The organism is Bradyrhizobium sp. USDA 4486, assembly GCF_054057995.1.
Genome location: NZ_JBSRZV010000001.1, coordinates 5,960,692 through 5,986,879, shown reverse-complemented (window position 1 = coordinate 5,986,879; position 26,188 = coordinate 5,960,692). Strand labels below are relative to the sequence as shown.

General features: G+C 64.3%; 26 protein-coding genes, 1 tRNA gene and 1 pseudogene. 14 read left to right on the top strand and 14 right to left on the bottom strand.

Annotated features, from left to right (window positions below):
- The first annotated feature begins 67 nt into the window (after positions 1 to 67).
- A complete protein-coding gene (boxB, locus tag ACVWY3_RS28290; protein WP_456841397.1) occupies positions 68 to 1,519 on the top strand; it encodes a benzoyl-CoA 2,3-epoxidase subunit BoxB in 1,452 nt (483 codons plus the stop codon).
- Positions 1,520 to 1,632: 113 nt separating this feature from the next.
- On the opposite strand, the gene ACVWY3_RS28285 is transcribed toward boxB, so the two are convergent.
- The 3 genes from ACVWY3_RS28285 to ACVWY3_RS28275 all read right to left on the bottom strand — a co-directional run bounded on the left by ACVWY3_RS28285 (position 1,633) and on the right by ACVWY3_RS28275 (position 4,778).
- On the bottom strand, positions 1,633 to 2,451 hold the full coding sequence (locus ACVWY3_RS28285; RefSeq protein WP_456841396.1) for an enoyl-CoA hydratase/isomerase family protein: 819 nt from the start codon (positions 2,449 to 2,451) through the stop codon (positions 1,633 to 1,635).
- 86 nt (positions 2,452 to 2,537) lie between these two features.
- Entirely contained in the window at positions 2,538 to 3,698 is a 1,161-nt protein-coding gene (locus tag ACVWY3_RS28280) for an acyl-CoA dehydrogenase family protein (protein WP_456841395.1), read from the bottom strand.
- A 15-nt stretch (positions 3,699 to 3,713) separates the two neighbouring features.
- Positions 3,714 to 4,778, bottom strand: coding sequence for an acyl-CoA dehydrogenase family protein (locus ACVWY3_RS28275; RefSeq protein WP_456841394.1), 1,065 nt, complete (start codon positions 4,776 to 4,778; stop codon positions 3,714 to 3,716).
- 240 nt (positions 4,779 to 5,018) lie between these two features.
- On the opposite strand from ACVWY3_RS28275, the gene ACVWY3_RS28270 reads away from it, so the two are divergent.
- Positions 5,019 to 5,804: an SDR family NAD(P)-dependent oxidoreductase gene (locus ACVWY3_RS28270; RefSeq protein ID WP_456841393.1), complete on the top strand. Its 786-nt coding sequence runs from the start codon at positions 5,019 to 5,021 to the stop codon at positions 5,802 to 5,804.
- Positions 5,805 to 5,962: 158 nt separating this feature from the next.
- Here ACVWY3_RS28270 and ACVWY3_RS28265 read toward each other — a convergent pair whose 3' ends face one another.
- Positions 5,963 to 6,235 carry a GlsB/YeaQ/YmgE family stress response membrane protein gene (locus tag ACVWY3_RS28265; RefSeq protein WP_220011679.1) on the bottom strand — a complete coding sequence of 91 codons (273 nt, stop codon included), beginning with the start codon at positions 6,233 to 6,235 and terminating at the stop codon, positions 5,963 to 5,965.
- Between the two features lie 39 nt (positions 6,236 to 6,274).
- The gene (locus ACVWY3_RS28260) at positions 6,275 to 6,865 is read right to left on the bottom strand and encodes a YidB family protein (RefSeq protein ID WP_456841392.1); all 591 of its coding nucleotides are present in this window, start codon (positions 6,863 to 6,865) and stop codon (positions 6,275 to 6,277) included.
- Between the two features lie 166 nt (positions 6,866 to 7,031).
- Here ACVWY3_RS28260 and ACVWY3_RS28255 point away from each other — a divergent pair, with 166 nt between their 5' ends.
- Both ACVWY3_RS28255 and ACVWY3_RS28250 read left to right on the top strand, forming a co-directional pair.
- Positions 7,032 to 8,039 (top strand): 2-dehydropantoate 2-reductase, encoded by a 1,008-nt coding sequence (locus ACVWY3_RS28255; RefSeq protein WP_456841391.1) that lies wholly within the window; start codon positions 7,032 to 7,034, stop codon positions 8,037 to 8,039.
- A 15-nt stretch (positions 8,040 to 8,054) separates the two neighbouring features.
- A complete protein-coding gene (locus tag ACVWY3_RS28250) occupies positions 8,055 to 8,270 on the top strand; it encodes a hypothetical protein (protein ID WP_456841390.1) in 216 nt (71 codons plus the stop codon).
- A 108-nt stretch (positions 8,271 to 8,378) separates the two neighbouring features.
- Here ACVWY3_RS28250 and ACVWY3_RS28245 read toward each other — a convergent pair whose 3' ends face one another.
- Entirely contained in the window at positions 8,379 to 8,999 is a 621-nt protein-coding gene (locus tag ACVWY3_RS28245; RefSeq protein WP_456841389.1) for a hypothetical protein, read from the bottom strand.
- Positions 9,000 to 9,242: 243 nt separating this feature from the next.
- On the opposite strand from ACVWY3_RS28245, the gene ACVWY3_RS28240 reads away from it, so the two are divergent.
- Both ACVWY3_RS28240 and ACVWY3_RS28235 read left to right on the top strand, forming a co-directional pair.
- The gene (locus ACVWY3_RS28240; RefSeq protein WP_456841388.1) at positions 9,243 to 10,760 is read left to right on the top strand and encodes an AMP-binding protein; all 1,518 of its coding nucleotides are present in this window, start codon (positions 9,243 to 9,245) and stop codon (positions 10,758 to 10,760) included.
- A 17-nt stretch (positions 10,761 to 10,777) separates the two neighbouring features.
- A complete protein-coding gene (locus ACVWY3_RS28235; protein ID WP_456841387.1) occupies positions 10,778 to 11,416 on the top strand; it encodes an RraA family protein in 639 nt (212 codons plus the stop codon).
- A 235-nt stretch (positions 11,417 to 11,651) separates the two neighbouring features.
- On the opposite strand, the gene ACVWY3_RS28230 is transcribed toward ACVWY3_RS28235, so the two are convergent.
- Complete coding sequence (locus ACVWY3_RS28230) at positions 11,652 to 11,984, bottom strand: hypothetical protein (protein WP_456841386.1); 333 nt, start codon at positions 11,982 to 11,984, stop codon at positions 11,652 to 11,654.
- A gap of 297 nt (positions 11,985 to 12,281) precedes the next feature.
- Between ACVWY3_RS28230 and ACVWY3_RS28225 the strand changes: the two genes are divergently transcribed.
- Complete coding sequence (locus tag ACVWY3_RS28225) at positions 12,282 to 13,517, top strand: YcaO-like family protein (protein ID WP_456841385.1); 1,236 nt, start codon at positions 12,282 to 12,284, stop codon at positions 13,515 to 13,517.
- A 94-nt stretch (positions 13,518 to 13,611) separates the two neighbouring features.
- Positions 13,612 to 15,651, top strand: a complete 2,040-nt coding sequence (locus ACVWY3_RS28220; RefSeq protein WP_456841384.1) for a BTAD domain-containing putative transcriptional regulator — start codon at positions 13,612 to 13,614, stop codon at positions 15,649 to 15,651.
- A gap of 9 nt (positions 15,652 to 15,660) precedes the next feature.
- Here ACVWY3_RS28220 and ACVWY3_RS28215 read toward each other — a convergent pair whose 3' ends face one another.
- Entirely contained in the window at positions 15,661 to 16,164 is a 504-nt protein-coding gene (locus tag ACVWY3_RS28215; RefSeq protein WP_456841383.1) for a hypothetical protein, read from the bottom strand.
- Positions 16,165 to 16,243: 79 nt separating this feature from the next.
- The gene (locus ACVWY3_RS28210) at positions 16,244 to 16,660 is read right to left on the bottom strand and encodes a hypothetical protein (RefSeq protein ID WP_456841382.1); all 417 of its coding nucleotides are present in this window, start codon (positions 16,658 to 16,660) and stop codon (positions 16,244 to 16,246) included.
- Between the two features lie 265 nt (positions 16,661 to 16,925).
- Here ACVWY3_RS28210 and ACVWY3_RS28205 point away from each other — a divergent pair, with 265 nt between their 5' ends.
- The 3 genes from ACVWY3_RS28205 to ACVWY3_RS28195 all read left to right on the top strand — a co-directional run bounded on the left by ACVWY3_RS28205 (position 16,926) and on the right by ACVWY3_RS28195 (position 19,092).
- Entirely contained in the window at positions 16,926 to 17,324 is a 399-nt protein-coding gene (locus ACVWY3_RS28205; RefSeq protein ID WP_456841381.1) for a hypothetical protein, read from the top strand.
- Positions 17,325 to 17,553: 229 nt separating this feature from the next.
- Positions 17,554 to 17,630 (top strand) — tRNA-Arg (locus tag ACVWY3_RS28200).
- A 322-nt stretch (positions 17,631 to 17,952) separates the two neighbouring features.
- Entirely contained in the window at positions 17,953 to 19,092 is a 1,140-nt protein-coding gene (locus ACVWY3_RS28195) for an amidohydrolase/deacetylase family metallohydrolase (RefSeq protein ID WP_456841380.1), read from the top strand.
- A gap of 123 nt (positions 19,093 to 19,215) precedes the next feature.
- On the opposite strand, the pseudogene ACVWY3_RS28190 reads toward ACVWY3_RS28195, so the two are convergent.
- Positions 19,216 to 20,362 (bottom strand): annotated as a pseudogene (locus ACVWY3_RS28190) (acyl-CoA dehydrogenase family protein).
- A 132-nt stretch (positions 20,363 to 20,494) separates the two neighbouring features.
- The gene (locus tag ACVWY3_RS28185; protein ID WP_456841379.1) at positions 20,495 to 21,439 is read right to left on the bottom strand and encodes an SDR family NAD(P)-dependent oxidoreductase; all 945 of its coding nucleotides are present in this window, start codon (positions 21,437 to 21,439) and stop codon (positions 20,495 to 20,497) included.
- Between the two features lie 75 nt (positions 21,440 to 21,514).
- On the opposite strand from ACVWY3_RS28185, the gene ACVWY3_RS28180 reads away from it, so the two are divergent.
- Both ACVWY3_RS28180 and ACVWY3_RS28175 read left to right on the top strand, forming a co-directional pair.
- Complete coding sequence (locus tag ACVWY3_RS28180) at positions 21,515 to 22,186, top strand: TetR/AcrR family transcriptional regulator (RefSeq protein WP_456841378.1); 672 nt, start codon at positions 21,515 to 21,517, stop codon at positions 22,184 to 22,186.
- Positions 22,187 to 22,204: 18 nt separating this feature from the next.
- A complete protein-coding gene (locus ACVWY3_RS28175) occupies positions 22,205 to 22,870 on the top strand; it encodes an alpha/beta hydrolase family protein (RefSeq protein WP_456843478.1) in 666 nt (221 codons plus the stop codon).
- 80 nt (positions 22,871 to 22,950) lie between these two features.
- On the opposite strand, the gene ACVWY3_RS28170 is transcribed toward ACVWY3_RS28175, so the two are convergent.
- Complete coding sequence (locus tag ACVWY3_RS28170; protein ID WP_456841377.1) at positions 22,951 to 23,925, bottom strand: ketopantoate reductase family protein; 975 nt, start codon at positions 23,923 to 23,925, stop codon at positions 22,951 to 22,953.
- Positions 23,926 to 24,080: 155 nt separating this feature from the next.
- Between ACVWY3_RS28170 and ACVWY3_RS28165 the strand changes: the two genes are divergently transcribed.
- Entirely contained in the window at positions 24,081 to 24,884 is an 804-nt protein-coding gene (locus ACVWY3_RS28165) for an enoyl-CoA hydratase-related protein (RefSeq protein ID WP_456841376.1), read from the top strand.
- A 3-nt stretch (positions 24,885 to 24,887) separates the two neighbouring features.
- Here ACVWY3_RS28165 and ACVWY3_RS28160 read toward each other — a convergent pair whose 3' ends face one another.
- Positions 24,888 to 25,160: a hypothetical protein gene (locus ACVWY3_RS28160; RefSeq protein WP_456841375.1), complete on the bottom strand. Its 273-nt coding sequence runs from the start codon at positions 25,158 to 25,160 to the stop codon at positions 24,888 to 24,890.
- A gap of 63 nt (positions 25,161 to 25,223) precedes the next feature.
- Positions 25,224 to 26,108, bottom strand: a complete 885-nt coding sequence (locus ACVWY3_RS28155; RefSeq protein WP_456841374.1) for a LysR family transcriptional regulator — start codon at positions 26,106 to 26,108, stop codon at positions 25,224 to 25,226.
- Between the last annotated feature and the right edge of the window lie 80 nt (positions 26,109 to 26,188).

Here is a 26,188-nt window from a genome sequence, read left to right as displayed (position 1 = left end):
GCCTCAGCAGTGCAGCACTTCGCGCCGCACTGCGTCCGGGACACGAGACCGATCAAGGAGCACGGCCATGAACATGAACATCATGAACGTCGACTACTCGACCAAGATCCCCAACAACGTCAATCTCGCTGAAGACCGCCAGGTGCTCAAAGCGCTGGAGGGCTGGCACCCCGGCTACATGGACTGGTGGAGCGACATGGGGCCGGAAGGCTTCCAGGAGTCGCTGGTGTACCTGCGCACGGCGTATTCGGTCGATCCCCGCGGCTGGGCCAAGTTCGACTATGTCCGCATGCCCGAATATCGCTGGGGCATCCTCCTTGCTCCCCAGGAGGAAAATCGGGTCGTGCCGTTCGGCGAGCACTATGGCGAGCCGGCCTGGCAGGAAGTCCCGGGCGAGCATCGCGCCATGCTGCGCCGCCTGATCGTGATCCAGGGCGACACCGAGCCCGCCTCCGTCGAGCAGCAGCGCCATCTCGGCAAGACCGCGCCCTCGCTCTACGACATGCGCAATTTGTTCCAGGTCAATGTCGAGGAAGGCCGCCATCTCTGGGCGATGGTCTATCTGCTGCAAAAGTATTTCGGCCGCGACGGCCGCGAGGAAGCCGACGATCTCTTGCGCCGTCGCTCCGGCGATGCCGATGCGCCGCGCATGCTCGGCGCCTTCAACGAGGCGACGCCGGACTGGCTGTCCTTCTTCATGTTCACCTATTTCACCGACCGCGACGGCAAGATGCAGTTGCACAGCCTCGCGCAATCCGGCTTCGATCCGCTGTCGCGCACCTGCCGCTTCATGCTCACGGAAGAAGCGCACCACATGTTCGTCGGCGAGACCGGCATCACCCGTGTCGTGCAGCGCACCTGCGATGCCATGCGCGAAGCGGGCATCACCGATCCCACCGACATTGCCAAGGTCCGCGCGCTCGGCGTGATCGACCTGCCGACCATCCAGAAGAAGCTGAACCTGCACTACACGCTGTCTCTTGATCTCTTCGGCTCGGAAGTCTCGACCAACGCGGCCAACGCCTTCAATGCCGGCATCAAGGGCCGCTATCACGAGACCCAGATCGACGATGACCACCAGCTCAAGAACGCCACCTATCCGGTGCTCAAGTTCATCAATGGCGAGATCAAGCTGGTCGACGAGCCGGCGCTGACCGCGCTCAACATGCGCCTGCGCGACGACTACAGCCAGGACTGCGTCAAGGGCATGCTGCGCTGGAACAAGGTGATCTCGACCGCGGGCTACGATTACAAGCTGACGCTGCCCAACGTCGCCTTCCATCGCCATATCGGCGAGTTCAAGGACATCCATGCCACGCCCGACGGCATTTTGATCGACGAGGCGACCTGGGCCAGGCGCAGGGACGAGTGGTTGCCGTCGACGGCCGATGGCGACTTCATCACCTCCTTGATGCAGCCCGTCACCGAGACCGGCAAGTTCGCCTCCTGGATCTCACCGCCGAAGGTCGGCATCGACAACAAGCCGGGCGATTTCGAATACGTGAAGATCGAGTCGTAAGGCCAGGCGCGGCCCGACCGTTGTCCTGAACAAGAAAAGACGCCTGGCAACGCAGTTGCCAGGCGTTTTTGCGTGGATAGGGGACCAGGCCAGAGTTGGCATGAAGGGGCGAGTTACCGCCCCTTGAAGTTCGCCACGCGCCGCTCTTCCGTGGCCTTGACACCCTCCTTGAAATCTTCCGTCGCGCGCAGCCGCGTCTGCTCGGCGAGTTCGTGGTTGGTCGCGGCCATCACGCGGTCGGCAAGTCCATTGCGCATCGTCGCGCGGGTGGAGAGCAGGCCGAGCGGGGAGCATTCGGCGATCTCGCCCGCGAGCTTCATCGCGGCCGCCTTGACCTGGTCCCGCGGCACCAGCTCGTTGGCGAGGCCCCATTTATAGGCTTCCTCACCGGTGACCCGGCGGCTGGTGTAGAACATCAGCTCGGCGTTGTTCTTGCCGATCAGCTCCGGCAGCGTCACCGTTAGGCCGAAGCCGGGATGGAAGCCGAGCTTGGTGAAGTTCGCGGAGAAGCGGGCTTCGGGGCAGGTGACGCGAAAGTCCGCCGACACCGCGAGGCCGAGGCCGCCGCCGATGGCCGCACCCTGCACGGCGGCGACGATCGGCTTCTTGGCGCGGAAGATGCGCACTGCCTGGATGTAGAGATGGCTGATCGGCCCGAGATTGTCGGCCGGATCGCCCTTGGCTTTCGGCTCGGCCTCGCGCGCTTCCTGCGCCTGTCGCGCAGGATCGCCAAAATTGGCGCCGGCGCAGAACGCCTTGCCTTGCGCGGAGAGCACGGAGGCGCGGATCTCGATGTCGCGGTCGAACTCGTCGAGCGCATCGGCGATCTGGTTGATCAGCGAGATGTCGAAGAAGTTGAGCGGAGGACGGCGGATCTCGATGGTGCCGACGTGCCCGACCTTCTCGACGCCGATATCAGTATACCTGCTCATTTTCATCTCCAGTATCTCAGTAGCGAAGAATCACCTCTCCCCATGGGAGCGCTGAACGAAATGCGGCGCCGGAGTTTCGATCCCATCTAGCGGAGTCCAAGGCCGCGGGCGATGATGCCGCGGAGCACCTCCGTGGTGCCGCCCTGGATGGTGAGTTTCGGCGCGGTCTTGATCGCGAAGTCGAGCTGCCGCTCCAGCGTCTCGCGATTGGTCGCGGTCTCCTCGACGAAGGCGGCGAGGTCGCGCACCCGGTGCGGAAGCTGCTGCTCCCACACCGTGCCGATGTCCTTGACGATGGAGGCCTCGACCACCGGCTCCTTGCCGGCCTCCAGCATGCCGGCCACCGAGACCGACATGCGCCGCATGGTGTGGAGCTGCGCAACGAGACGGCCGATGCCCTCGGCGCTGCGCGTGTCCGGATTGGGGCCGACCGCGCGGACCAGCTCGGTCAGCACGTAATAGGTTTCGAGAAAACGCTCCGGCCCCGAGCGCTCATAGGCGAGCTCGCTCGTGGCCTGCTTCCAGGCGCCGTCGACCTCGCCGAGGACATGGTCGTCGGGGATGAAGTGATCGGTGAAGACGACCTCGTTGAATTCGTATTGGCCGGTGATCTGGCCGATCGGGTTCACCTTGATGCCCGGCTGCTTCATCTTGACCAGGAACTGCGTCAGGCCGTGGCGGCGGTTTTCCTTGGTCGGCGGCGAGGTCCGGAAGATCGCGATCATGTAGTCGGCGATATGGGCCGACGAGGTCCAGATTTTTGTGCCGTTGATGAGATAGCCGCCGTCGGTCTTGGTCGCGCGCGTCTTCGCCGCGAACAGGTCCGAGCCGGAGTTCGGCTCGCTCATGCCAATGGCGAAGCAGATCTCGCCGCGACAGATGCGCGGCAGGATCTCCATCTTGATGTGCTCGGGCGCGTATTTCAGCAGCACCGGCCCGCTCTGGCGGTCGGCGACGAAGAAGCGCCGCGTCGGCGCGTTGGCGACGCGCATCTCCTCGGTTACCACGTAACGCTCGAGGAAAGAGCGCTCCTGGCCGCCATATTTCTTCGGCCAAGTCATCCCCAGCCAGCCTTTGGCGCCGACCCGGCGGGAGAATTCCGGCGCGTCGGTGTCTTCGCGATTGGGCTTGTGCGGATCGAAGGTGCCGGCGGCGATCTCTTCGGCAAGGAAGGCGCGCACTTCCTTGCGCAGTCGCTCGCACTTCTCGGGCAGGCGGATCGGATCGAAACGAAGGGCAGCGGTCATGTGTTCTCTCTCCGATCAGCGCGACGCCACGAGCGGCCACAATTCGTCGGCGCCCCTGACGGCAACCAGCTTGCCGAGCTCGACGGCCCAGTAGCTCTCCGAGCCGAAATCGTCGCGCCAGGCCAGCGCGCGCAGCGAATAGCGGTGCAGGATGTGCTCCATGGTGAAACCGATCGCGCCATGGACCTGATGCGCGATGCCGCCGCCTTTCTCTGCGGCTTCGGCGCAGCGTATCTTTGCCGAGGCGGCTTCGAGATAGACCTCGTCGTTAAAGGCCTTTGCATTCGCGATCGCGTCGGCCGCGGAGGTTGCCGCCGCGAGCGCCGCGGCGGATTCGCCGGCGAGGCGGGCGAGATTGTGCTGCACCGCCTGGAATTTCGAAATCTTCTTCTCAAAGGCGACGCGTTCGTTGGAATAGCGCACGGAGATGTCGAGCATCGATTCCAGCGCGCCTGCAATCTGCAGGCTGCGCGCGACGCCGCCCATCAGCATCAGATTGGTCTGGTCAACGCCATCAGGCGCGGGCTTTATGGTGACCGGCTGAACCTTATCGAGCGTCACGGTATCGCTGTGGTCGTAGCCGACATTGAGACCGGATTCGATCCGCGCCTTGCTCGCATCGATCAGCGCGATGGAAACGCCGTCCTTGCCATGCGCCAGCACCGCAAAATGCTTCGCCGCCTTGGCGAACGGCACGCCACGGCAGCGGCCGGAGAGTGCGCCGTCGGCATCGATCGCGATGCGATCCTTTGGGCTTGCCGGCAGCACCGTCATCTCGCCGCCGGGCGAAGTGATCTTGGCCTGCGCTAGCAGCCAGCCTGCCAGCATGGTTTCGGCCAGCGGAACCGCGACTGCGAAACGGCCGGCGGCGTTCAGCAAGGCAAAACCGTCGGCAAGGCTCGCGCCGGAGCCGCCGAGATCGTCGGGGACCCAGGACAGTGGCAGGCCGGCTTCGCTCAGCGCCTGCCACAGCGGCGCCTGCCACGAGTTCGTCTTGTCGTTGTTAATGGTTTGCGGATCGGCGAGATCGGCGAAGATCTTCTCCGCGGTCTCGACGACGATATTGTCACTCTCCGCCACAGCGTTCCCCGTGTTTTGCCATTGGCGCCTCCGGCTTGATGGGCCGGCGCACAGTGTCTTCTTGCGCCCGATGATCGGAAAAAGCCATGGCCCTGACAAGCGTTGATCGCAGGTCAACCTGCGGCGCGGGCATGGGCGACAAGTTAATTCCGCTTAGCGGAGTTTGCTCGATTTGCAGGCCGCGGCAAACTCGCTAAACAGGGCCAAGGCTTGCATCAGATACAGGGGAAGGAAATCCGGATGGCCAAGGACAGTTTGTGCGCAATCGTGACGGGGTCCGCATCCGGACTTGGCGCCGCGACCGCGGAAATTCTCGCACGCAGCGGTGCGCGGCTCGTCATCAACTATTCGTCGAGCCAGAAGGAAGCCGAGGCCACCGCGGATGTGTGCCGCAAGGCCGGTGCGGCGGAGGTGCTGGTCGCGCAGGGCGACGTCTCGAAGGACGAGGATTGCCGCAAGATCGCCGCGGCGGCCAGCGGCTGGGGTCGGCTCGACATCCTCGTCAACAATGCCGGCACCACCAAGCATGTCGCTCACGCCGATCTCGACGGCTTGTCGGCCGAAGATTTCCAGCGCCTCTACGGTGTCAATACCATCGGTCCGTTCCAGATGGTGCGCGCAGCGCGCAGCCTGCTCGAGGCCGGGTCGAAGGCGTCGGGACGGCCGTCGGCGGTGGTGAACGTGTCCTCTGTCGCCGGCATCAGCGGCGTCGGTTCGTCGATCGCCTATGCCGCGAGCAAGGGCGCGCTCAACACCATGACGCTGTCGTTGTCGCGCGCGCTGGCGCCGCTGATCCGCGTCAACACGGTCTGCCCCGGCTATATCGACACGCCCTGGTTTACCAAGGGCCGCGGCGAGGCTGGCGCCAAGCAGGTGCGCGACAGCGTGATCGCGAAGGTTCCGCTGAAGGTTGCCTCAAGCGCTGAAGACATCGCGCAGCTCGTCTGCTTCTTGGCGATGCCGGCCTCCAGCAACATGACCGGCGAGGTCGTACGCATGGATGCGGGGATGCATTTGATTACGTGATGGCTATCCCGCTCTCTCCACGTCAGGGCCGGGGTTGACCCGGCCATCCACGTGTCGCCGCGCCGACCGAAAGACGTGGATGCCCGGGTCGAGCCCCGGGCATGACGGCGAGGAGGCAGTTTGCCTCTCTCTCTCTCTACTATTGGCGCCTTAGCGTGCTACCCCTTGATCACGCCGCTCGCGACCAGCCGGTGCCAGATGAACAGCACCACCACCGCGCCGACGGTGGCCATGATGAAGCCGGCGCCCTGGTCGGGACTGTAGTGGCCGATGGCCTGGCCGACGAAGGTGGCGAGAAACGCACCGGCGATGCCGAGGATGGTGGTGAGGATGAAGCCGCTCGGGTTGTTCGGGCCTGGCGCCAGCCAGCGCGCGATGAGGCCGGCGACGAAGCCGACGATGATGATCCACAACAGGCCGCCGAAACTCATGACAGTGCTCCCCTTCCTGAATTCGCAGACCAGATTTGATTAGATTCTGCCCGATAGCTCGCTCTCCGTCGGCAGCCGCCCGTCCGGCGTCAGATGGTCGACCACCTGCGGCAGGTACTGGCTGAGCCCGGAGAGCAGCTCTTCCCGCGACAGGCCGCTCTGGGCAGACAGGCTCTCGATCTGGTCGGCGCCGAGCGCGCTCGCGAGATCGCCGGGCGCGATTGGCTTGTTCTCGCCCTTGCCGACCCAGGAATTCGCGGCCTCGCCGTGGCCGCTTTGCTGGAGCTGATTGAGGAGATCGCCGAGGCCGCCGCTGAGCACGGTGCCGGCGGCGCCGCCTGCGAGCAGGCCGCCGAGGCCGCCCTTGAGCAGGTCGCTGAGACCGCCGCTGCCGCCGGGAAGCGCGCTGCTGCCGGTATTCACCGGGGTTGGCGGCGGCAGCGGTGAGCGCTGCTGCGGGGCGGACGCGGCGCCGGGCTGGCCTGCGGTCATGTGCTTGAAAGCCTTCCAGGCGAGCAGGCCGAGCAGCGCCATGGTCATCGGCGACATGCCGCCGGAGGATGGTTGCTCGCCCGTGCGCGATCCGTGCGGGCCGTTCTGCATGCCGTTGAGGACGTCGAGTAGACCCATGGTGCTCTCCTTTGGCGTCTCGGTCGGCGAGCGCTCGCCGCTGACAGCCCCCGGGGCGAGAACATATGGGGCTCTCATGACGGTTACAAGGCGAATGCATCGCAACCAATGGGCAGCCGGCGTTGGCTCTGTTATCGAAGGCGGGTCGTCAAGGGAGCAAGCTCGAGTGGTTACGGATCGACCCATCGTGGTGGCTGGCGCGGGCGCCATAGGCTGTTTCGTCGGCGGCATGCTGGCCGCATCCGACCGCCGCGTCGCGCTGCTGGTGCGGCCGCGCGTGAAGTTCGAGATCGAGCGGTTCGGCATGCGGCTGACCGATTTCGACGGCTCCGAGAAAAAGCTTGGTGCGGGCCAGCTTGCGCTGTCGGAAGACCCGGCCATCTTCCATAGTGCCGGCATCGTATTGGTGACGGTGAAGAGCGCCGACACCGCCGATGTCGCCGGCCAGATCGCCCGGCATGCGCCGCAGGACGCGGTGGTCGTCTCGCTTCAGAACGGCATCGGCAATGTCGCGCTGCTGCGCGAGCGTCTCGGCGGCCGGCGCGTGCTCGCCGGCATGGTGCCGTTCAACGTGATCGCGATGGGCGAGGGGCGTTTCCACCGTTCGACCTCCGGCGACATTCATATCGGAAAGGACGAGGCGAACACCGCCGCGGCGCTGTCGGTGCCCGGTCTTGCGATGCGCGCCAGCAGTGACATCAGCGGCGTGCAATGGGGCAAGCTGATCATCAATCTGAACAACGCCCTCAGCGCATTGTCCGGCATGCCGCTCGCCGCGCAACTGGCCGACCGCAGCTGGCGGAGGCTGTTCGCCGACCAGATGGCCGAAGGCCTGGCCGCCCTGAAGGCCGCTGGCATCACGCCGGTGTCGGCAACGCCGATCCCGATGAGCTGGACGCCGACCTTGCTGAGACTGCCCGACCCGATCTTCAACGCGATTCTCGGACGTACGATGAAGATCGATCCCGAGGCGCGCTCCTCGATGTGGCAGGATCTGAAGCAGGGCCGCAAGACCGAGATCGACTATCTCCAGGGCGCGGTGATCGCGCTCGCGGAGCAGAACCATGTCGACGTGCCGCTGATGCGCCGCATTGTTGCGCTGATCAAGCAGGCGGAAGTCGCAGGTGACGGCCCGCCGCGGCTGACGCCGCAGCAGATCCGCGGGACGGCCTGAGGGAGGAGGTGCGCAATGAAGCGTTTTTCGATGGCCGGGCTTGCGCTCGCCGCGCTCTGCGGCGCGTCGACGCTTGCTGACGCGAGGCCACCGACGGTCGTGACCTCACCCGGCTATGACAGGCGGTTGCAGGAGAGCAGGTCGCAACTGGGTAGTTCACCGACCATAACGGTGCCTGCGACTGCGCCGATGGTCAAACACAAGCCGACCAAGAAGAAGCACACAAATTGACGCCACACGCTGCGCCGGGGTCCCGGATCGGCGCCCCGCTCCCGACCACGCTACGCGCTGTTGGGAGTTGCGCTTGTCCAGGACGACAGCGGAGTTTGTGGCTCCAGCTTACCCCTTCTTCGCCGGCTTGCTCGGCGTCGGATTGAACAGCTTCTTCAGCTCGTTCAAGCCTTCCGACAGGCGCGGCCATTCGCAGGAGAATGAGCCCTTGGTGCAGGGTGCGCCCTTTCGCTGGCCGACGGCCTGCTGCACCTTCGGCCGCTCGACCGGGACCGGCACGCGCTCGACGTCGGTGCGCAGCGCGACCTGCTGGAGTTGTTGAACCTGCTGGTCCTGCTGCTCGCGCTGCTGACGCGCGGTGGCCTGGGCCGCCTCATTGCTGCGGCGCTGCTTGGCAAGATAGGCGGTATAGGCTTCGTCGATCTTCTTCTGCTCTTCCGGCGTCGGATTGGGGCCGGCGATATCGAAGGTGCGGTCTTGGAGGAAGTCGTAATAGGAATAGCCGCCGCCCGGCTTGCGTCGGCCGGCGAATTTGGCGTTGCAGTCGGCGAGCTGGGCCGTCTTCTCGGTCTTGGTTGCGGCCTTCTCGGCGGCGTCGGCGCATTCTTCGAAATCAACCGGCGCGCGCTTCCACCATTGCGCTTGGGCATGCGACGACATCAGCAGAAAAAATCCTGCTGCGGCAACGAGAAGCGGCGCCGCACGACGCGATGCAACCACAATCGACATTCTACGAGAGCATTCCCTACACGACTCAACCCGAACTGAGCCGAGCCGGATTTTTGCCCCTTTATCGCCGGGTTGTCACCCATGGAACTCGGGAATTTCATGGCTGGAATGCTGACATTTTTTGCTTGACGTGGCCTCGAAGCTACAGCGCCCTGACGGCTCGCTGTTACAGTCCATGCCGCAAGGCGCCTTATGATGAGGCGACGCCAACAACAAGACGCCAAAAAGAAGTGGAAACGCCCGATGCTGCTGCCCCTGTCCGATGTGCCGCGCTGGTACGCCGAGCGCAAGCCGCAAGGGACGATCGCCGTCCGTCACGGGGAGGATACCCTAACATGGGACGAACTCGAGCGCGGCGCCAACCGGCGCGCGCGGGCGTTCGCCGCGAAAGGCGTCAAGCCCGGCGACTTCGTCGCGATCGGATTGCCCAACGGCAACGCGTTCTTCGAGACGTCCTTCGCGGTGTGGAAGTGCGGGGCGACGCCGACCTCGTTGTCATGGCGGCTGCCGCGCGGCGAAGCCGCCGCCGTGCTCGACATTCTGAAGCCGGCGCTGGTGGTTGGCGGTGAAGCCGACTGGAATGCACCGAACCGTTTGCCTGCGGATTTCGTGCCGGCAGGCTTTTCGGACGAGCCGCTCACCCCGCCGGTGGCGCGCTGCTGGAAAGCGATGACCTCAGGCGGCTCGACAGGCCGGCCGAAGGTGATCCTCGATCATCAACCGGCAGTCACCGACACGGCTGCAGCGCCGCCGCTCAACATTCCTATCGGCGTCTCGCTGCTCAATCCCGGTCCGCTCTACCACAATGCGCCGTTCATCGTGTCGCACTATGCGCTGTTCGTGGGCGGCAAGCTCACGGGCCTTACCAAGTTCGACGCCGAGGAGACGCTGCGTCAAATCGAACGCGAGCGCGTGCAATGGGTCAATTTCGTCCCGACCATGATGCACCGGATCTGGGCGCTGCCGGAGCATGTGCGCAATGCCTACGACCTGTCGAGCTTGCAGACCGTGTTTCACATGGCCGCACCCATGCCGCCCTGGCTGAAGGAGAACTGGATTTCCTGGCTCGGGCCCGAGCGGATATGGGAGCTTTATGGCGGCACCGAGCGGCAGGGCTCCTGCATCATATCAGGCACGGAATGGCTGACGCACAAGGGCTCGGTCGGCAAGATCGGCGAGATGGCAAAACTGCGTATCATCGGCGAGGACGGCAACGATGTCGCGCCGGGCGAGACCGGCGAGATCTACTTCCTCAACAATGACGGCAAGGACGCCACCTATCACTATCTCGGCGCCGAGCCGAAGCGCCGCGCTGACGGCTGGGAATCGCTCGGCGACATCGGCCGGCTGGATGCGGAAGGCTATCTTTATCTCGGCGACCGCCTCGCCGACATGGTGCTGCGTGGCGGCGCCAACATCTATCCGGCGGAGGTGGAGGCCGCGGTGTCTGAAGCGCCCGGCGTGCGCTCCTGCGTGGTGGTCGGCTTGCCAGATTCGGAATTGGGCCAGCGCGTGCACGCCATCATCGAGCCGGAGCCCAATGCCGACGGTCAGGCGATCGCCGACGGCATGGCGGACTTCTTGAAGGACCGGCTCAGCCGCTACAAGCACCCCGAGAGCTTCGAGATCGTCAGCGCGCCGCCGCGCGATGATTCAGGAAAGGTTCGCAGAACACTGTTGCGCGACGAGCGCGCGGCGTGGATGAAGGAAGGACGCGCCTTCCGGATCATGCCGGCGAAGGCGCGGGCGCACGCCGAGTAAAGGAAGGATGTCTGCACATGACCATCACCATTGCAGCGAACAGCGTTCCGAAGCCGTCCGCCGAGATCATCGCGGGCTTTCGCGGTGCGCCGACCTCGGTCATCTCGGACAATCTCGCCCGGCTGCCGGGCGCGGTGGGGCTGAAGCCTTATCATCGCGGTGGCAAGCTGGTGGGCACGGCCTTCACAGTGCGCACCCGCCCCGGCGACAATCTCGCCATCCACCGTGCGCTGGAGCTGGTCGGTCCCGGCGACGTCATCGTGGTCGACGGCGGTGGCGACGAGACGCGGGCGTTGATCGGCGAGATCATGAAGAACATCGCGCAGTGGCGCAAAGCCGAAGGCTACGTCATTGACGGCGCCATCCGCGATGTCGCGGCCTTCGCAGCCGACGACTTCCCCTGCTATGCCCGCGCGGTGATCCATCGCGGCCCCTACAAGAACGGCCCCGGTGAGATCAACGTGCCTGTCACGGTTGGCGGCAGCGTGATCTCGCCCGGCGACGTCGTTGTCGGCGACGAGGATGGCGTGGTGTCGTTTCCCGCCGCCGGCGCCGCCGCGCTGCTGGAAGCCGTGCGCGCCCAGGTCGCGCGCGAGGAGGAGACCATGAAGGCGATTCGCGAGGGCCGTTACCAGGGCGCTTACGGCAAGTCCTGATCTGGGGCGTAGGTCAAGGCAGTGGCTGAGCCGATCGCAAGTCGAATCGGTCATTGCGATTTTCGAATATGATTCTGCGACTTTTGTTTCGACCGAAGTTCTCTCATTCCTTTGATGCTGAGGTTATTTAAATGTTGAGGAATTGCGCGATCATCCTGCCGAGTTTCCTGCTTCTGTGGGTCTCTGGAAACAACGACGTCAGATCGTGGGGGATGCGCGAGGTCATCAACGACCCTTATCCGCGCTCGATCATCCCCTTCTGGATGTCGACGGCACCGTAGGTCGCGTCAATTGCGGTCTCGAATTCGGCCAGGATTCCGTCGCCGGTCGATTTGAAGAATCGAACTCCGTACTCCTCGAGCTTCGGATCGAGCAGCTCACGTCGATGAGATTTGTATAGAAAATAGGCCAATTCCGCGTCCAGGATCGTCAGCCGCGAATAGCCGACGACATCGACGGCGAGCACCGCGCCCCATCTGCGCTCGAGTGCCGGCAGATCCCCTCGCGTGCGGCGGCCTGGTGCCTCCGACATCGCAACGTGCGATTCTGTCAACGTTCTCAATTTCATGGTGCGCCTCCTGACGCGTGTTGCGACCAATCGTCCACATCGGATGCAGGCACCTTAAGCAGGCAGGCGTCATTGCAGCGTGACCTGTCACGAGAGACGGGGTGATCCGGGAAGCAGTCAGAATCGCCGTTCAGCGCGATTTTTCACGCTCGTCTGACCGACTCGCTTGTTTCGAGGGACCGAATTCGGGTTGTGGGCTGTGATGAGGACACGCGCACTTGCGCGGGTTGTTTGGCTTGCGTGCGTCTTAAGCTAGTATGCTGGTGCGAATGACCGAGAACTGGCCGGGATCGATCGATGAATCTCGCTGCCCTGGATTTGCGCTCACAATCTGACGCCAAGCTGCTGGACAGCATCGCTGGTCTCGCATCGGCCGAGCTCGTCGCGCTCACGGGGCGTCTGAGCCGCGCGTTCTCGATCGCATCGCCCTTTGCCCCGGGCTTTCACTGCATTGGCGGCGAGATCGTCATCGCGCCTGATCAGGCGGCGGCGGCTCGCGCTGGGGCGCGGCTAAGCGTCACAGGAAATGGCGAGACGCAAGCGACAGCGCTGGTGTCATGTCTCGGTGAGGCAGCCGAGTATCTTTCCCAGTTCGAGCGGCCGGGGGACATCGCGGCAGCGGTCGCCGCGAGCGATCGAACGCGACTCGTCTCCGATGGCTGGGTTGGCCAGGCCGTGTCAGGCGCGAACCGGCCCATCGACTGCGTCAATGCGGTTGACGCTGCAACCGGAGAAGCCGGCCTATTGCCGGCCGATCTCTGCCTGAGGCGGCCACAAGAGCGAAGGGCGATCGACCCGGTCGTCGCATTGTCGTCAGGTGCAGCCGCGGGACCGAGCTTCGACGCCGCCGCGCTGCGCGCGGTTCTGGAACTCTGTGAGCGTGACGCCGCCGCGATGTGGTGGCTGGGTGGCCACCGCCCGAAGGGCTTTGCGTTGGAGCATCCGGCTACCAAAGCCGCGGCTGAATTGATCGGGCGATTGCGCAACGGCGAGTCGGCGCGGCGGACCATGTTGCTCGATATCACGACCGATATCGGCGTTCCCGTCGTTGCGGCCGTATCTTTGGGGCGCGACGGCCGGGACATGGCATGTGGACTGTCGTCACGGCTGGCCGCGAGCGAGGCGGCAAGGGCTGCGGTGCTCGAGATGTGCCAGATGGAGCTGTCTGCACCGGTCGCAGCAGTCAAGCGGGCCGAGAGTGGCGATGCCGCACTCAATGAAGCGGATCGTCGCCATCTGCGTCGCGCAGCGTTCGCGGCAGAGGATTGCGCATTGCTTCAACCGCGGGCGATATCGCCGGACGTTGCGTGCCTGCCGACGGCGGCCGGCGGACTAAAGGGGCTGGTGAGCCATCTGCGGGATCGAGGTATTCGGCTCTTTCTTGTCGATCATACCCGGCACGATCTTGGCGTTGCCGTCGCAAGGGCCGTTTCGCCCGATCTGCAACCTTTTTCGGCAGCGGTTGCGACGAAGCGCTTTTCCCTTGCGCGCGAGTGTTCGGCTCTTGCCGGGCAGGAGATTCCACTATTTTAGAAGCCAAGATATCGCTGGACGCCGGTTGGTTGCGTTTCATAGGATTGGGTAAGCGTGGTTGACCATGACTCCGGCAATTGGTGGAGCATCAGAGGTGGCAACGGGGATTCAGGAAGCGCTGGCGAGCGGTCAATTGGCCCTGCGCCTTCTTGGCGATTTCGCCGCCAAAGTCGACGAGCGTGAGATTTCACTCGCGACGCGCAAGGCCAAGGCGTTGACAGCCTATCTCGCTCTTTCAGACAACACGCAGGATACACGCGAACGCTTGGTCGGCTTGTTGTGGAGTGAGAGCGACGAGGAACATGCGCGGGCTTCGTTGCGGCAGGTCGTCCATGACCTCAGGCTTGCCTTCGATAATGCTGGCTTTGAGGGATTCCGGGCTGACAAGCAAAACCTGTCGCTCTCCCGCGACCGGCGCCGTTGCGACGTCGACGAGGTGCTTGCGGCTGCAGCCCAAGGCACCGTGCATCCGCGACTGCTCGATACCCCGCGCATCACGGAAACTCTGCTGTCCGGTCTCGACAACCTCGATCCGGCCTTCCAGGTCTGGCTGCTGACCAAGCGCCAGCTGTTCCACGACAGATTGACGCTCGCGCTCGAGCGCTTGTTGCCCCGTGAGGGGGACTCTCGTGAAGCAACTGACGCGGCCTTGGCTCTGCTCAACCTCGATCCAACGCACGAAATCGCCTGCCAGCACCTCATTCGGACGCGCGCGGCGCGGGGCGACGTCGGCGGAGCCTTGAAGATCTATAAATCTCTCTGGGACCTTCTGGAGGCCGACTACGACATCGAGCCATCCAAGGAGACTCAAGAGCTGATCGTTCGCATCAAGCAGATGCCGGGACCGGGCGAGCAACAGCAGGCCCCGGTGATTGCCCGGAGCCTGCATGGCGTGTCGCAAACGCTCGCCCCCGCCCCGAAGCGGCTGCTCATATCCGTGTGCGCGTTTCAGGCGAGCGGCGTGCCTGAGGGCATGCGTCACCTCGTCGACGGATTTCGTCACGAGTTCGTCGCCTGCCTCGCGCGCTTTCGCGAATGGTCGGTGCGGACATTGCCGCCACTCTGGGAATCAGAGCCGAGAACCTGGTCGTCTCCGCCGGAATACATCGTCGAAGGCAGTACCTATGAGCTGAACGGCACGGTTCGGCTCGTCGTCACCCTGCGCGATGCGGCCAATTCAGTCTGCATCTGGAGCGAGCGCCATTCGATCACGCTGACGGAGTGGTTCGAAACGCAGGAGCGGATCGTCCGCCAGATCGCGATGGCGCTGAACATCCACGTCTCGGCCGAGCGGCTGCGTCGTCTTGCAGCCGGAGGCGAGATCACCCTGGAGATCCACGATCGATGGTTGCGCGGCCAAGCCCTGCTGCTGCAAATGGCCTCGAAGGACTGGCCGGCGGCCGCGGCCTTGATCGAGAGCCTGCTTGCCGATGCGCCGGATTTCTCTCCCGCCTTGAGCGGCCTCGTTCAGTACCGCAACATCGCGCATATCGCGCTTCCAGGACAATTTCGCGATCGTAGCAAGCATCCCGAGACGCTGCGAATAGCACAGCGTGCGATCCAGCTTGATCCGCTGGATTCGCGTGCGCAGCTGGCGCTCGCGTGGACCTACCAGCTGCTCGGCCGCATCGACGAATCGACGCTGCACGCAGCGCTTGCCGTCGATTTGAACGAAAACGATCCCTGGACCTTGATGGCGTCGGGCCAGATCTGTGCGTATTGCGGCGAATACGACCGCGCAGCGAAGCTCTCGGCCGCATCGCTCCGGATCACGCCGGTGCCCACGGCGCCGCAGATCGCCTATTCCGGCGCGATCAAGTTTCTGTGCTCCGACTATGCGGGATGTTGCGATGCCTCTCGCGAGGATCTCGGGATGTCGCCGGCCTTCATCATATGGGAATGCGCGGCCAAGGCGCATCTCGGCCGCCTCGACGAGGCCAGAGCGGATCTGGAGAAGGCGATGGAGCGGGTTGCGGCAGATTGGCACGGCCAGCAGAAACCAACGCGCGAGAACATCACGCGCTGGCTGTTGCACGTTTTTCCGATCGCGATCCGTGCAGACTGGGAACGCCTGGCCTCCGGTCTTGCCGCGGCCGGCGCTCCCGTCGAGGGTATCGAGTTCGGACCGTGGTGAGCGCAGTCCTCAGCCGCAGGTATTGATCGTGTATTCGCCGACCCGCTCGGCGTGAAGCTTTGCCTTCTGGCTCGGGCTGCTGGTTTGTTCAGGCAGCGGCGGCCTGCCCTCGATGCGGTCGTAGAATCCCGGCAATGGATAGGGCACGCCTGAACGCAGCAGCCGGATTTCGGACTCCGCGATCCTGTCGCGGTGTGGCAGCTTCACGTAGTGCGTATCTGGCTCAACGTCGATCATCTCGAACTTCAGGGCTTCGTTGCCCGTGACCTCGGCATTTTGCTCGCCGTCGTCGAAGAACAGCTGAACGCCGGCGGCCTGGGCCTGCGCAACGAATTCGCGGAAGCTCGTCGGCCTGGGAAACTCGCCCTTGGGATCGACGTCGGCCGGAAACGGATCCTTGTCAGTGATCACATGCCGGACGTAGTTCTTGCCCGTGGACCAGGTTTTGACCAGCTTGCCCCAATTCTCGTGATTGCCTGGAATGTTTCTGACGTTGATTCTCGGATAGGCCATCGCTTCTCTCCTTTCACGCTACGTGGTTGTCATGCTGGGGTGACGCGTTGTCTGTCGTTGAGAAACCGCCGAATGGTGGTCAGGCTGATACTTCGTTCGGGGCCCTCGATACCGCCAGGAATACGAAGATGTTGGCGCCGCCGCTCCCGCTCTTGCCGATCGCTGCCGCCGACAAGGACGCGGATTCGCTCTCTAGCCCGCCTGCGGGATTGTCTGGCAGCAGCCGATCTGACTGCGGATTTGGCTTCGCTTTGTTCTCGTCCGGATTGAACCTGATTAGATGCGCGAGCCTTTTCATCAGGCTCTCGGCTCGTGCCCATTGATCGTGATCCGACGGGTCAAATCGGACGCCGTCAAGCGTGAAGCGCTGTTCGTCGGCAGGCGTCGAGATGAAGTGGCAGAAGCCGCAGGGGTCTTCTCCCAAGTCCCTCGAGCGTGGCTGAAAATGAGCGGTCCTGCGAAATTGCGTAGAAGAAATGGTCCCATGTGATGCCATGGCGTCCTCGCATCTACCTCGCCGATCTTTAAGGATATCTCCCGTTATTTCACCGTGAAATGATCTTTCGTCATCGCGATGAGGCCCTTCACGATGCTCTCACACGCAAGGCCTACTCCGGCCAACGGGATGCAACCAGCACCAAGAGGCAACGGTGGGCTACCTAGAGCTAGATATTTCGGCACCGGGACATCGCCCCGACAGTTTACCCGCCAGCCCCTGCAATCTCTCTCAATGCCAGTCAATCAGCAGCCGGGGCAACGGAATGGCCGACTTCACAATCCGAATGAAGAACGAACTTCGTTTCTCAACCTGCGACGCTCCGCACGTTCCGACCAGTAAAACTCACGAGGAGATCATCCTTGTCGAGCTGCGCGGGGACCTTCTGATGATCACCGCGCTTGGCGCGGACGGTAGTCTCGGAAGCCGCGTCTATGCGCAGCGCACGATCGATCTGCCGGAGACCTCCCTCTTCATGATCCTCCCTAAATTGCCGTCCCACATTCGGGACCGCGCTTTTTTTCCAGCGCTCGGCACCATCGCAATATTGCAGCCGCCTCCAGGAAAACAGCGCCGGCTGCGCGCGGTCGGCACGGACAACAACAGCGGCCAATGTCACGGCTGGATTTTTGACGCAATCGAGGATGCGTCAAGCTCAAATTGACCGCACGGGGCACAGTCCGGCCGGCAGCTGGGCGGGTGCGGTGATCGGTTGCTGCCAGGAAGCGGCAGCTTCAGCGAGATGCCCCGGAGGGCCGGCGTCCGGTTCCCGGCCTCGCCGCCGCAAGCGTTCGCTTGATGTCCGGCTGCTCTTTCATTAGAGAATGGCGATGTGAAGCGGCGAATTCGGAGCAGGATCCGACGTTCGAAGAATTCGCCAACAACTTCAACGCGGTCCCGTAGCTCAGCCGGATAGAGCGGCGGTTTCCTAAACCGTAGGTCGGAAGTTCGAGTCTTCCCGGGATCGCCATTCTCGCTTGATCGCTGACGCGGTCGTCTGCCGGCGGGCGCGATCGGGTTGCTCTCACGTCCACGAACCGTGCAAAGCGCTTGCGGCTCCGGTGTCACGCCGACATGGCGGCGAAAGCGCGGCGCAAGGTAGCCGGCACCAATGTTTGCACATGCCAGCGGGAGATGGCGTTTCTAGACCAATCTCTCGTATCGCCATTTGGTATGGGACATCGTCCCCGTTTGCCAAAGGACTCCGGCGTAGAAATTGCTAGAAGTGGCAGGCTTCCCCTCTTTCGGCTGACGGATGGTCAGCCGCTTCACAGCTACATCCGGAGACCAGAATGCCTTTCGACCTGATCCTGCGCGGTGGGCGGGTGATTGACCCGTCCCAGAAGCTCGACGCCGTGACGGATGTCGCATTTTCGGGCGGCAAGGTCGCCGCGATCGGCACTGGGCTCAAGGCGGACCCGGGCACCCAGGTGCGCGACGTCTCGCAGTTCATCGTCACGCCGGGGCTGATCGATCTGCATACGCACGTCTATTGGGGCGGCACCTCGCTCGGCATCGATGCCGAGGATTTCTGCCGCCTCTCGGGCGTCACCACGGCGGTGGACACCGGCAGCGCCGGTCCCGGCAATTTCGCCGGCTTCCGCAAGCATGTCATCGAGCCGAGCCAGGTCCGCATCCTCGCCTATCTGCACGTCTCGCATGCCGGCATCTTCGGTTTCTCGCACCGGATCATGGTCGGCGAGAGCGAGGAGCTGCGGCTGATGAATCCGGTCGAGGCGGCCAAGGTGGCCGATGCCAACCGCGATCTCATCGTCGGCATCAAGGTCCGCGTCGGCCTGCATTCCTCTGGCACGTCAGGCGCGGTGCCGCTCGACATCGCGCTCGAGGTCGCCAACGAGGTCGGCATGCCGCTGATGGCGCATATCGACCATCCGCCGCCGAGCTATGAGGACGTGCTGGCTCGCCTGCGTCCCGGCGACGTTCTCACCCATGCGTTCCGCCCATTCCCCAACACGCCGGCGACGGCGCAGGGTACGGTAAAAAGAGCGGTGCTGGACGCGCGGGAGCGCGGCGTGCTGTTTGACATCGGCCACGGCAAGGGCTCGTTCGCGTTCAAGACCGCGCGCGCCATGCTCGCCAACAGCTTTTATCCGGACACGATCTCCTCAGACATCCATCAGCTCTGCATCGACGGCCCGGCCTTCGACCAGGTCACGACCATGTCGAAATTCCTGTGCATGGGCATGGAGCTGTCCGAAGTGGTCGCGGCCTCGACGGTGAATGCGGCGATGGCGCTGCGCCGGCCCGAGCTCGGCAGCCTCAAGCCCGGCAGCGTCGGCGACGCCACGCTTGTTACGGTCAAGCACGGCCAGTTCGACTACGAGGACGTCGTCGGCGAGCACCTGATCGGCGACCGCAAGATCGTCTCCGAAGGCGTCGTCATCGGCGGCCGCTGGTGGCATCCGAACTGAGCGGATCAGGTTTGCTCGTGGTAGGACCTCGTCGTCTATTGCGCTGCGGAGACTCTTCTGCGCTGCTCCGCCGTCTGGGCGTCAAGTTCCTTTCGGAAGAGCCTGAGCAATTGTCGTTGCAGACTACAACGACCTCGCGATCAGCAGCTTCATGATCTCGTTGGTGCCGCCATAGATCTTCTGGATGCGGGAATCGATGAAAATGCGCGAGATCGGGTATTCCTGCATGTAGCCGTAGCCGCCGAACAGCTGGAGGCATTCGTCCGCGGTCTGCACCTGCTTGTCCGAGCACCAGTATTTCGCCATCGACGCCGTGACGGTGTCGAGGTCCTTTGCGATCAGCCGCTCGATGCACCAATCGACAAAGACGCGCGCGATCATCGCCTCGGTCTTGCGCTCGGCGAGCCTGAAGGCGGTGTTCTGGAAGTCCATCAACGGCTTGCCGAACGCCTTCCGCTCCTTGGTGTATTCGGTGGTGAGTTTGACCGCCCGCTCCATCGAGGCGACGGCGCCGACCGCAAGCGCAAGGCGCTCCTGCGGCAATTGCTGCATCAGCTGGACAAAGCCCTGGCCTTCCTCCTTGCCGAGCAGGTTCTCCGGCGGCACGGTGACGTTATCGAAGAATAGCTCCGAGGTGTCGGAGGCGTGCAGGCCGATCTTGTCGAGGTTGCGCCCGCGCTTGTAGCGCGTCAGCGCCCGCGGTCTCGACCACGATCAGCGAGATGCCCTTGGCGCCGGGCTCGCCGGTGCGCGCGACCACGATGACGAGATCGGCGGCCTGGCCGTTCGTGATGAAGGTCTTCTGGCCGTTGATGACGTAGGAATTGCCCTGCTTCCTCGCGGTGGTCTTGACGCTTTGCAGGTCCGACCCGGTGCCGGGCTCGGTCATGGCGATGGCCCCGACCATCTCGCCCGAGGCCATTTTCGGCAGCCAGCGCTTCTTCTGCTCCTCCGAGCCGTAGTTGAGGATGTAATGCGCCACGATAGCGCTGTGCACGGAGACGCCGGTCGTCAGCTCCGGCACCGTGCTTTCGAGATCGTCGAGCACGGCGGCGTCATAGGCGAAGGTCGCGCCCAGCCCGCCATATTCCTCCGGCACGCTCGCCAGCAGCGCGCCCATCTCGCCGAGACCGCGCCAGGCGAAGCGATCGACCATCTTCTGCTCGCGCCATTTCTCGGCATGCGGGGCCAGGTCCTTGGCGAGATATTTCCGGAACTGGTCGCGGAAGACGTCGAGCTCTTCGGTCATCCAGGAGGAGCGGTAGGACATGATGGCCTCGATCGTTGACGGCGATGTGCACTCAGCCGTGCCACAAGGCCAGGCGCGGGCGCAAGCCCGCCGCCTTGCTACGCCTGCCGGAGCCGCCAATGATTGTGTCTTGAGGCTGCGCCCGCCGATGCGCTATCCCGCCTGCGCGGTTTTGCCGCCGTCGACGACGAACTGGCCGCCCGTCGTGTAGGGATGATCGTCCGAGGCGAGCACGAGGGCGAAGGCCGCGATCTCTTCCGCGGTCGCTACGCGCTGCATCCCCGGCACGTGGTTCTTGGCCCATTGCGCGAGGGCGACGTGCCAGGCTGCATCGGGCAGATTTTCCATGCCGGCGAGCCTGCGGATGAACGGCGTATCCGTGGTGCCGGGGATCAGCGTATTGATGCGGATGCCGTACTGGGCATATTCGAGGGCTGCGGCCTGGACCATCCCGACGAGCCCGCGTTTGGCCGCGGAATAGGCCGAGCGCTTTGCCGTCGTGGCGATGGCGTTAGATGACGACGTGACGACGATCGATCCACCCTTCTGTAGCATGTGCGGAATCTGGTACTTCATCGACAGGAACACGCCGCGCAGGTCGGTATTGATCACGTCGTCGAATTCGGCCGCACTGTACTGATGCAGCGGCTTTTCGATGGAAATTCCGGCATTGTTGAAAGCGACATCGAGGCGGCCATGAAGATCGATCGTCTTGTCGACCAATGCCTTGACCTCGGCCTCGTTGCGGACGTCGGCCCGAACGAACGCGGCGTCGCCGCCGCCAGCCTTGATCGCGTCCTCCACCTTCGTCCCGCGCTCGACATTGCGTCCGCAGAACACGACCTTGCCGCCTTCGGCGGCGAACATCAGCGCGGCGGCGCGGCCGATGCCGGAGGTGCCGCCGGTCACGATGATGACCTTGTCGGTGAAACGCTGGCGGCCGCTCGGCTTCTGCTGCGGCAGCGCCGCGCCTTGGCCGAGCGCGATGCCGCCGGCAAGGCCGCCGACCGCGCTCGCGAGCATTCCGAGAACGGCGCCGCCGACCAGATGGCGCCGTTTTACCGGCGAGCTCGCGGTGCTAGGCTGCATTTCGGTCATTTCGAACTCCCGACGGATCAATCTAAACAGTGTTAAGATGCATAGCTCTCAATCTGAACAGTGTCAAGTTCGCGCATGACGAAACCGATCGCGTCCGCGCCCGCCAAGCCGAACAGCAAGGCCCCGAAGCGGCCGGAAGCCGGCTACCATCATGGTGAGCTGCAGGAAGCGCTGATCGCCGCCAGCGAAGCCATTCTCGCCGAGCGCGGTGCCGAAGGATTCACCCTGCGCGAGGCCGCCCGCCGCGCCGGCGTGTCCCCGGCCGCGCCGTCGCATCATTTTGGCAATGCGCAGGGTCTTTTGACCGAGGTAGCGATCCGCGGTTATGACGCGCTTGCCAACGCGCTGCGGGATGCTGCATCCCGCAAGCAGGATGCGCGCGGCAAGCTCCACGCCCAAGGGCTCGCCTATGTCGAATTCGCGCTGAAACATCCCGGCCGCTTCCAGATGATGTTTGCCAACAAGCGCCTCGTCGCCGACGATCCGCGCCTCAGGCAGGCGAGCCGGGCGGCCGGCCGCGAGTTCGAGATCATCATCGCCGAGCTCGTCGGTGCGACGCCCAGGCAGGCGAAGACCGCGGCCGCGGCAGCCTGGTCGACCGTTCACGGTTTTGCCAAGCTTGCCCTCGAAGATAAATTCGGTTCAGTGAAGAGCGAGGCTGGGTACCGCGAGATCATGACGACGCTCAATCACGTGCTGAACTATCTCTGGCCACCGGGCAGCGCGGGCCCGAAGATCGAGGGGTAACGCGTCGTGCCGGCCAGAATGGCGGAGCTCAAGCTCGACATCGAGCGAATCGGCATGGTCTCGGCGATCCTGACGCAGCCGGACAAGGCGCGCGCCTGCTACGTTCTGGCGCATGGCGCGGGCGCGGACATGCGGCATGCCTTCATGGAGAAGGTCGCGGCAGGCTTGGCGGAGCGCGGCATCGCGACGTTCCGATTCAATTTCCCGTACATGGAGGAGAAGAAGGGCCGTCCCGACCAGCCGGCTGTCGCGCACGCGGCCATCCGCGCGGCGGTGGAGGAAGCGGCGCGGCTCTGTCCCGGCGTGACGCTCGTCGCAGGTGGAAAATCCTTCGGCGGGCGCATGACCTCGCAGGCGCAATCCAAGTCTCCGCTGCCTGGCGTCAAGGGGCTCGCCTTTCTCGGCTTTCCCCTGCATGCCGACAAGAAGCCGTCATCCGAGCGCGCCGAGCACCTTGCTCAAGTCGCGATCCCCATGCTGTTCCTGCAAGGCACGCGCGACGGGCTGGCCGATCTCCGACATCTCAAGCCGGTCATCGCAGCGCTCGGGGCGACGGCGACGCTGCATGAAATCGAAGGCGGCGATCATTCCTTCGCGGTGCTGAAGAAATCCGGCCGCACCAATGACGAGGCGCTCACAGAGGTGCTCGACGCGCTTGCGGCCTGGATCGAGGGGCTCGGCTGAGGCTCGAGCATGATCCGGAAAAGTGTGCAGCGGTTTCCGACCAGATCATGCTCCCAAAATGACGTGAAGCGCGCCGCGCTTCACGCGGAATAGAGCCCCTTGTCACGCGCCTTCTGGATCGCGAGCGCGGCGATCAGGTCGAGCGTCGGTGTCGACAGGCCGGCGGTGCGCGCGAAGGCGGCGGGGGCCTTCACCAGCACGTCGATCTCCATGGCGCGGCCGAGCTCGTAATCTTGGAGCAGCGACGGCTTGTGGTTGGGAGCGGGGCCGCTGCGCGTCACCCGCTTGACCTCGGGGATGAAGTGCTGGGCGATGTCGTTGGCCTCGTTCAGCATGCGCGGAATCACCTCGGCGAAGGCGGGATCGTCGCGCACGCCGCGCGCAGTCTGGCCGGTGAGCAGGCACAGCACCGAGAGCGACATGTTGGTCAGCAGCTTTGACCAGATCGCCTCGCGGATATCGGCCACCGGCGGCGATTCCAGCCGCGCGTCGTTGAAGACGCCACGGAGCTTCGTGATGCGCTCGCAGTTGCGGTCGTCGCATTCGCCGATCAGCAGGCGATTGCGGTCCGGCGTCAGGTTCTGCACCACGCCGGGCGCGGTCACCTCGTTGGAGGAGAAGATGACGCCGCCGATGATCCGCTCCTTCGGGATGCAGGCGCGCAGCCGCCCGCCCGGATCGAGGAAGGAAATGTCGGGCGGGGCGGGATGCCGCGGCGGCAGGCCGATGCCGTACCACCAGGGAATGCCGTTCTGGGCGAATACGATGGCGGTATCGTCCTGGAGTAGTGGCTTGATGCTGGAGACCAGCCCGGTCAGTGCGGTCGCCTTCAGCGTCGAGATCACGACGTCCTGCGGACCGAGTTGGGCCGGGTCGCCCGATGCGTTCACCTTGGCACTGACCTCGGAATCGCCGACACGCAGCTTCAGGCCGTTCGCCCGCACGGCTTCCAGATGCGCGCCCCGCATGACGCAGGAGACCTCATGACCGGCGCGCGCCAACCGTACCGCAATGTGGCTGCCGACGGCGCCCGCGCCGAAAATGCAGATGCGCATGTGATGTCTCGTCTCTGATCCCTAGATGCCGCCCGGCGGCAGCATGACACAAGCCGCCATGCGATGGGCGCGGCCTTCCCACGCTGGAAAGATATGGATCAGGATGCGTTGCCTCGGCCATAGTGCGCGCCCAACGAATGATCGGAGGATCGCCGATGACTGCCAACCCCGTCCTGTGGACCCTCGATGCGCGTGGGGTTGCGACCGTCACGCTGAACCGGCCGGAGGTCAACAACGCCTATGACGGTGCTCTGATCGCAGGCGTGCTCGCGGCCATGGACGATCTGGCCAAGAAACCGGCCTTGCGCATCGTCGTGCTCAAGGGCAACGGGAAACATTTCCAGGCTGGCGCCGACCTCAAATGGATCAACGGCGTGCGGCCACGATCGCCCGAGGCCAACGAGGCGGCCTCGCAGGCGACCTTCGAGGCCGTGCAGCGCCTCAACACCTTGGCCGTCCCGACGGTCGCGCTGGTGCAGGGCGGCTGCTTCGGCGGCGGCACCGGCGTGATCGCGGCCTGCGACGTCGTGATCGCCGCCGACAACGCCCTGTTCTCGATCACCGAAGTGCGCTGGGGCCTGACCGCCGCGATCATCATCCCGCAGCTCTGCGATGCCATCGGCGTCCGGCAGGTCCGCCGTTACGCGCTCACTGGCGAGCGCTTTGGCGCCGAGGATGCCCGCCGCGTCGGCCTCGTGCATGAGGTGGTGCCGCTCGCTGAACTCGAAGCGGCGGGCGCCAAGGTAGTCGAGCAATTGCTGGCGAACGGTCCGGAAGCGATGGCCGAGACAAAGCGGCTTGCGCTGGAAAGCTCGTTCGGCGGTATGGCGGTGGACGATGCCGCCTACAAACGGCTCGTGCAGCTGCATTCGCTCAAGCGCCAGAGCAACGAAGCGGCGGAAGGGCTGGCCTCGTTCGCCGAGAAGCGCGCTGCGAATTGGGGCGGCGGCAAAGACTGAACGTCAGCAGCCGCGGCAGATGTTGTTGATGCTGCGATAGACCGCGTCGTCATCCTGTCGCATCTGGCGCAGCGATTCAAACGTCTTGCTCTCGTCCATCGGCGCCACGGGTTTACGCTTGGCGGCCAGTTCTTCCTCCTGCCGCTTGTAGCAGGCCTCGCGATCCGGCTTGGCCTGGATGAAGCGGCAGTTTTGCTCCAACGCCGCGGCGGGAGCGCTGGAGATCGCGAGAACGACCAGGGCGGGCAGGGCTAGTTTCAAGAGCATCGAATCCATCGCCGACCTTCTCTCAGCTCCCTCGATCGAGAGCAACAGGCATCTTGTGACACTCGCCGCGGCTCACAGCGACGGCGCGAGCGATGTTTTCAGCAGCGTCAGCAGCGCCTGCACCGCGGCGGCGTTGCGGCGCCGCTCGGGGATGGCGGCCTTCACCCACAATTCCGGAATCGGAAAGTCGCGCAGCACCGGCTTCAGTGAGCCGTCGCGCAAGGCATCGGCGACGAGATAATGCGACATCAGCGCGATGCCGTTACCGGCGATGGCACTGCGCGCCAGCACATGTCCCTCGTTGGAGGAGAGCAGCGGGCTGACCTGGATGCTGATGCGGCCGCGCGGCCCGTCGAACACCCACTCCGGACCTGTCGGCATGAAGCTGAGGCAGCGATGCTCGACGAGATCGCGCGGATGCTTTGGCGTGCCGTGCTTTTTCAAATAGGCCGGCGAAGCGCAGAGCAGCCGCTTCAACGGCACCAGCGGCTCGTCGACCACGCCGCCGAAGGAATGCGGGAAGGCGCCGATGGCGATGTCGAATCCTTCAGTCACGGGATCGACCGGGCGGTCGATCAGCACGATCTCCAGCTTGAGCCGCGGGTTTTGGGTCTGGAAGGCGCTGAAGGCATCCGCAAGCCGCGCCACCGTCAGCGAGGTCGGCGCCTTGATGCGGAGGTGATCGACCAAGTCATGGCCCTTCTCACCCATGCGCGACAAGAGATCGGTGGCGTCAGTGACGACGCCGCGCGCGCGATGCACGTAGCGTTGTCCGGCCTCAGTCAGCCGCAACTGCCGAGTCGAGCGGTGGAACAGCGGGGTGCCGATCCGTGCCTCCAGCTGCGTGACGCGCTTGGCGACAACGGAGGTCGAGACGTTGAGCTTTCGCGCGGCGGCGGAGAAGCCGGCGGCATCGGCGGTGGCGAGGAAGGCCTGAAGGTTCACCAGGATGTCCATATTCGACCTTTCTCGATTTGCGAAAGCTGATCGCGTATTCTGGTGGATTGTAGCCTTCTGCGCGTTAATTCATAGTCGCC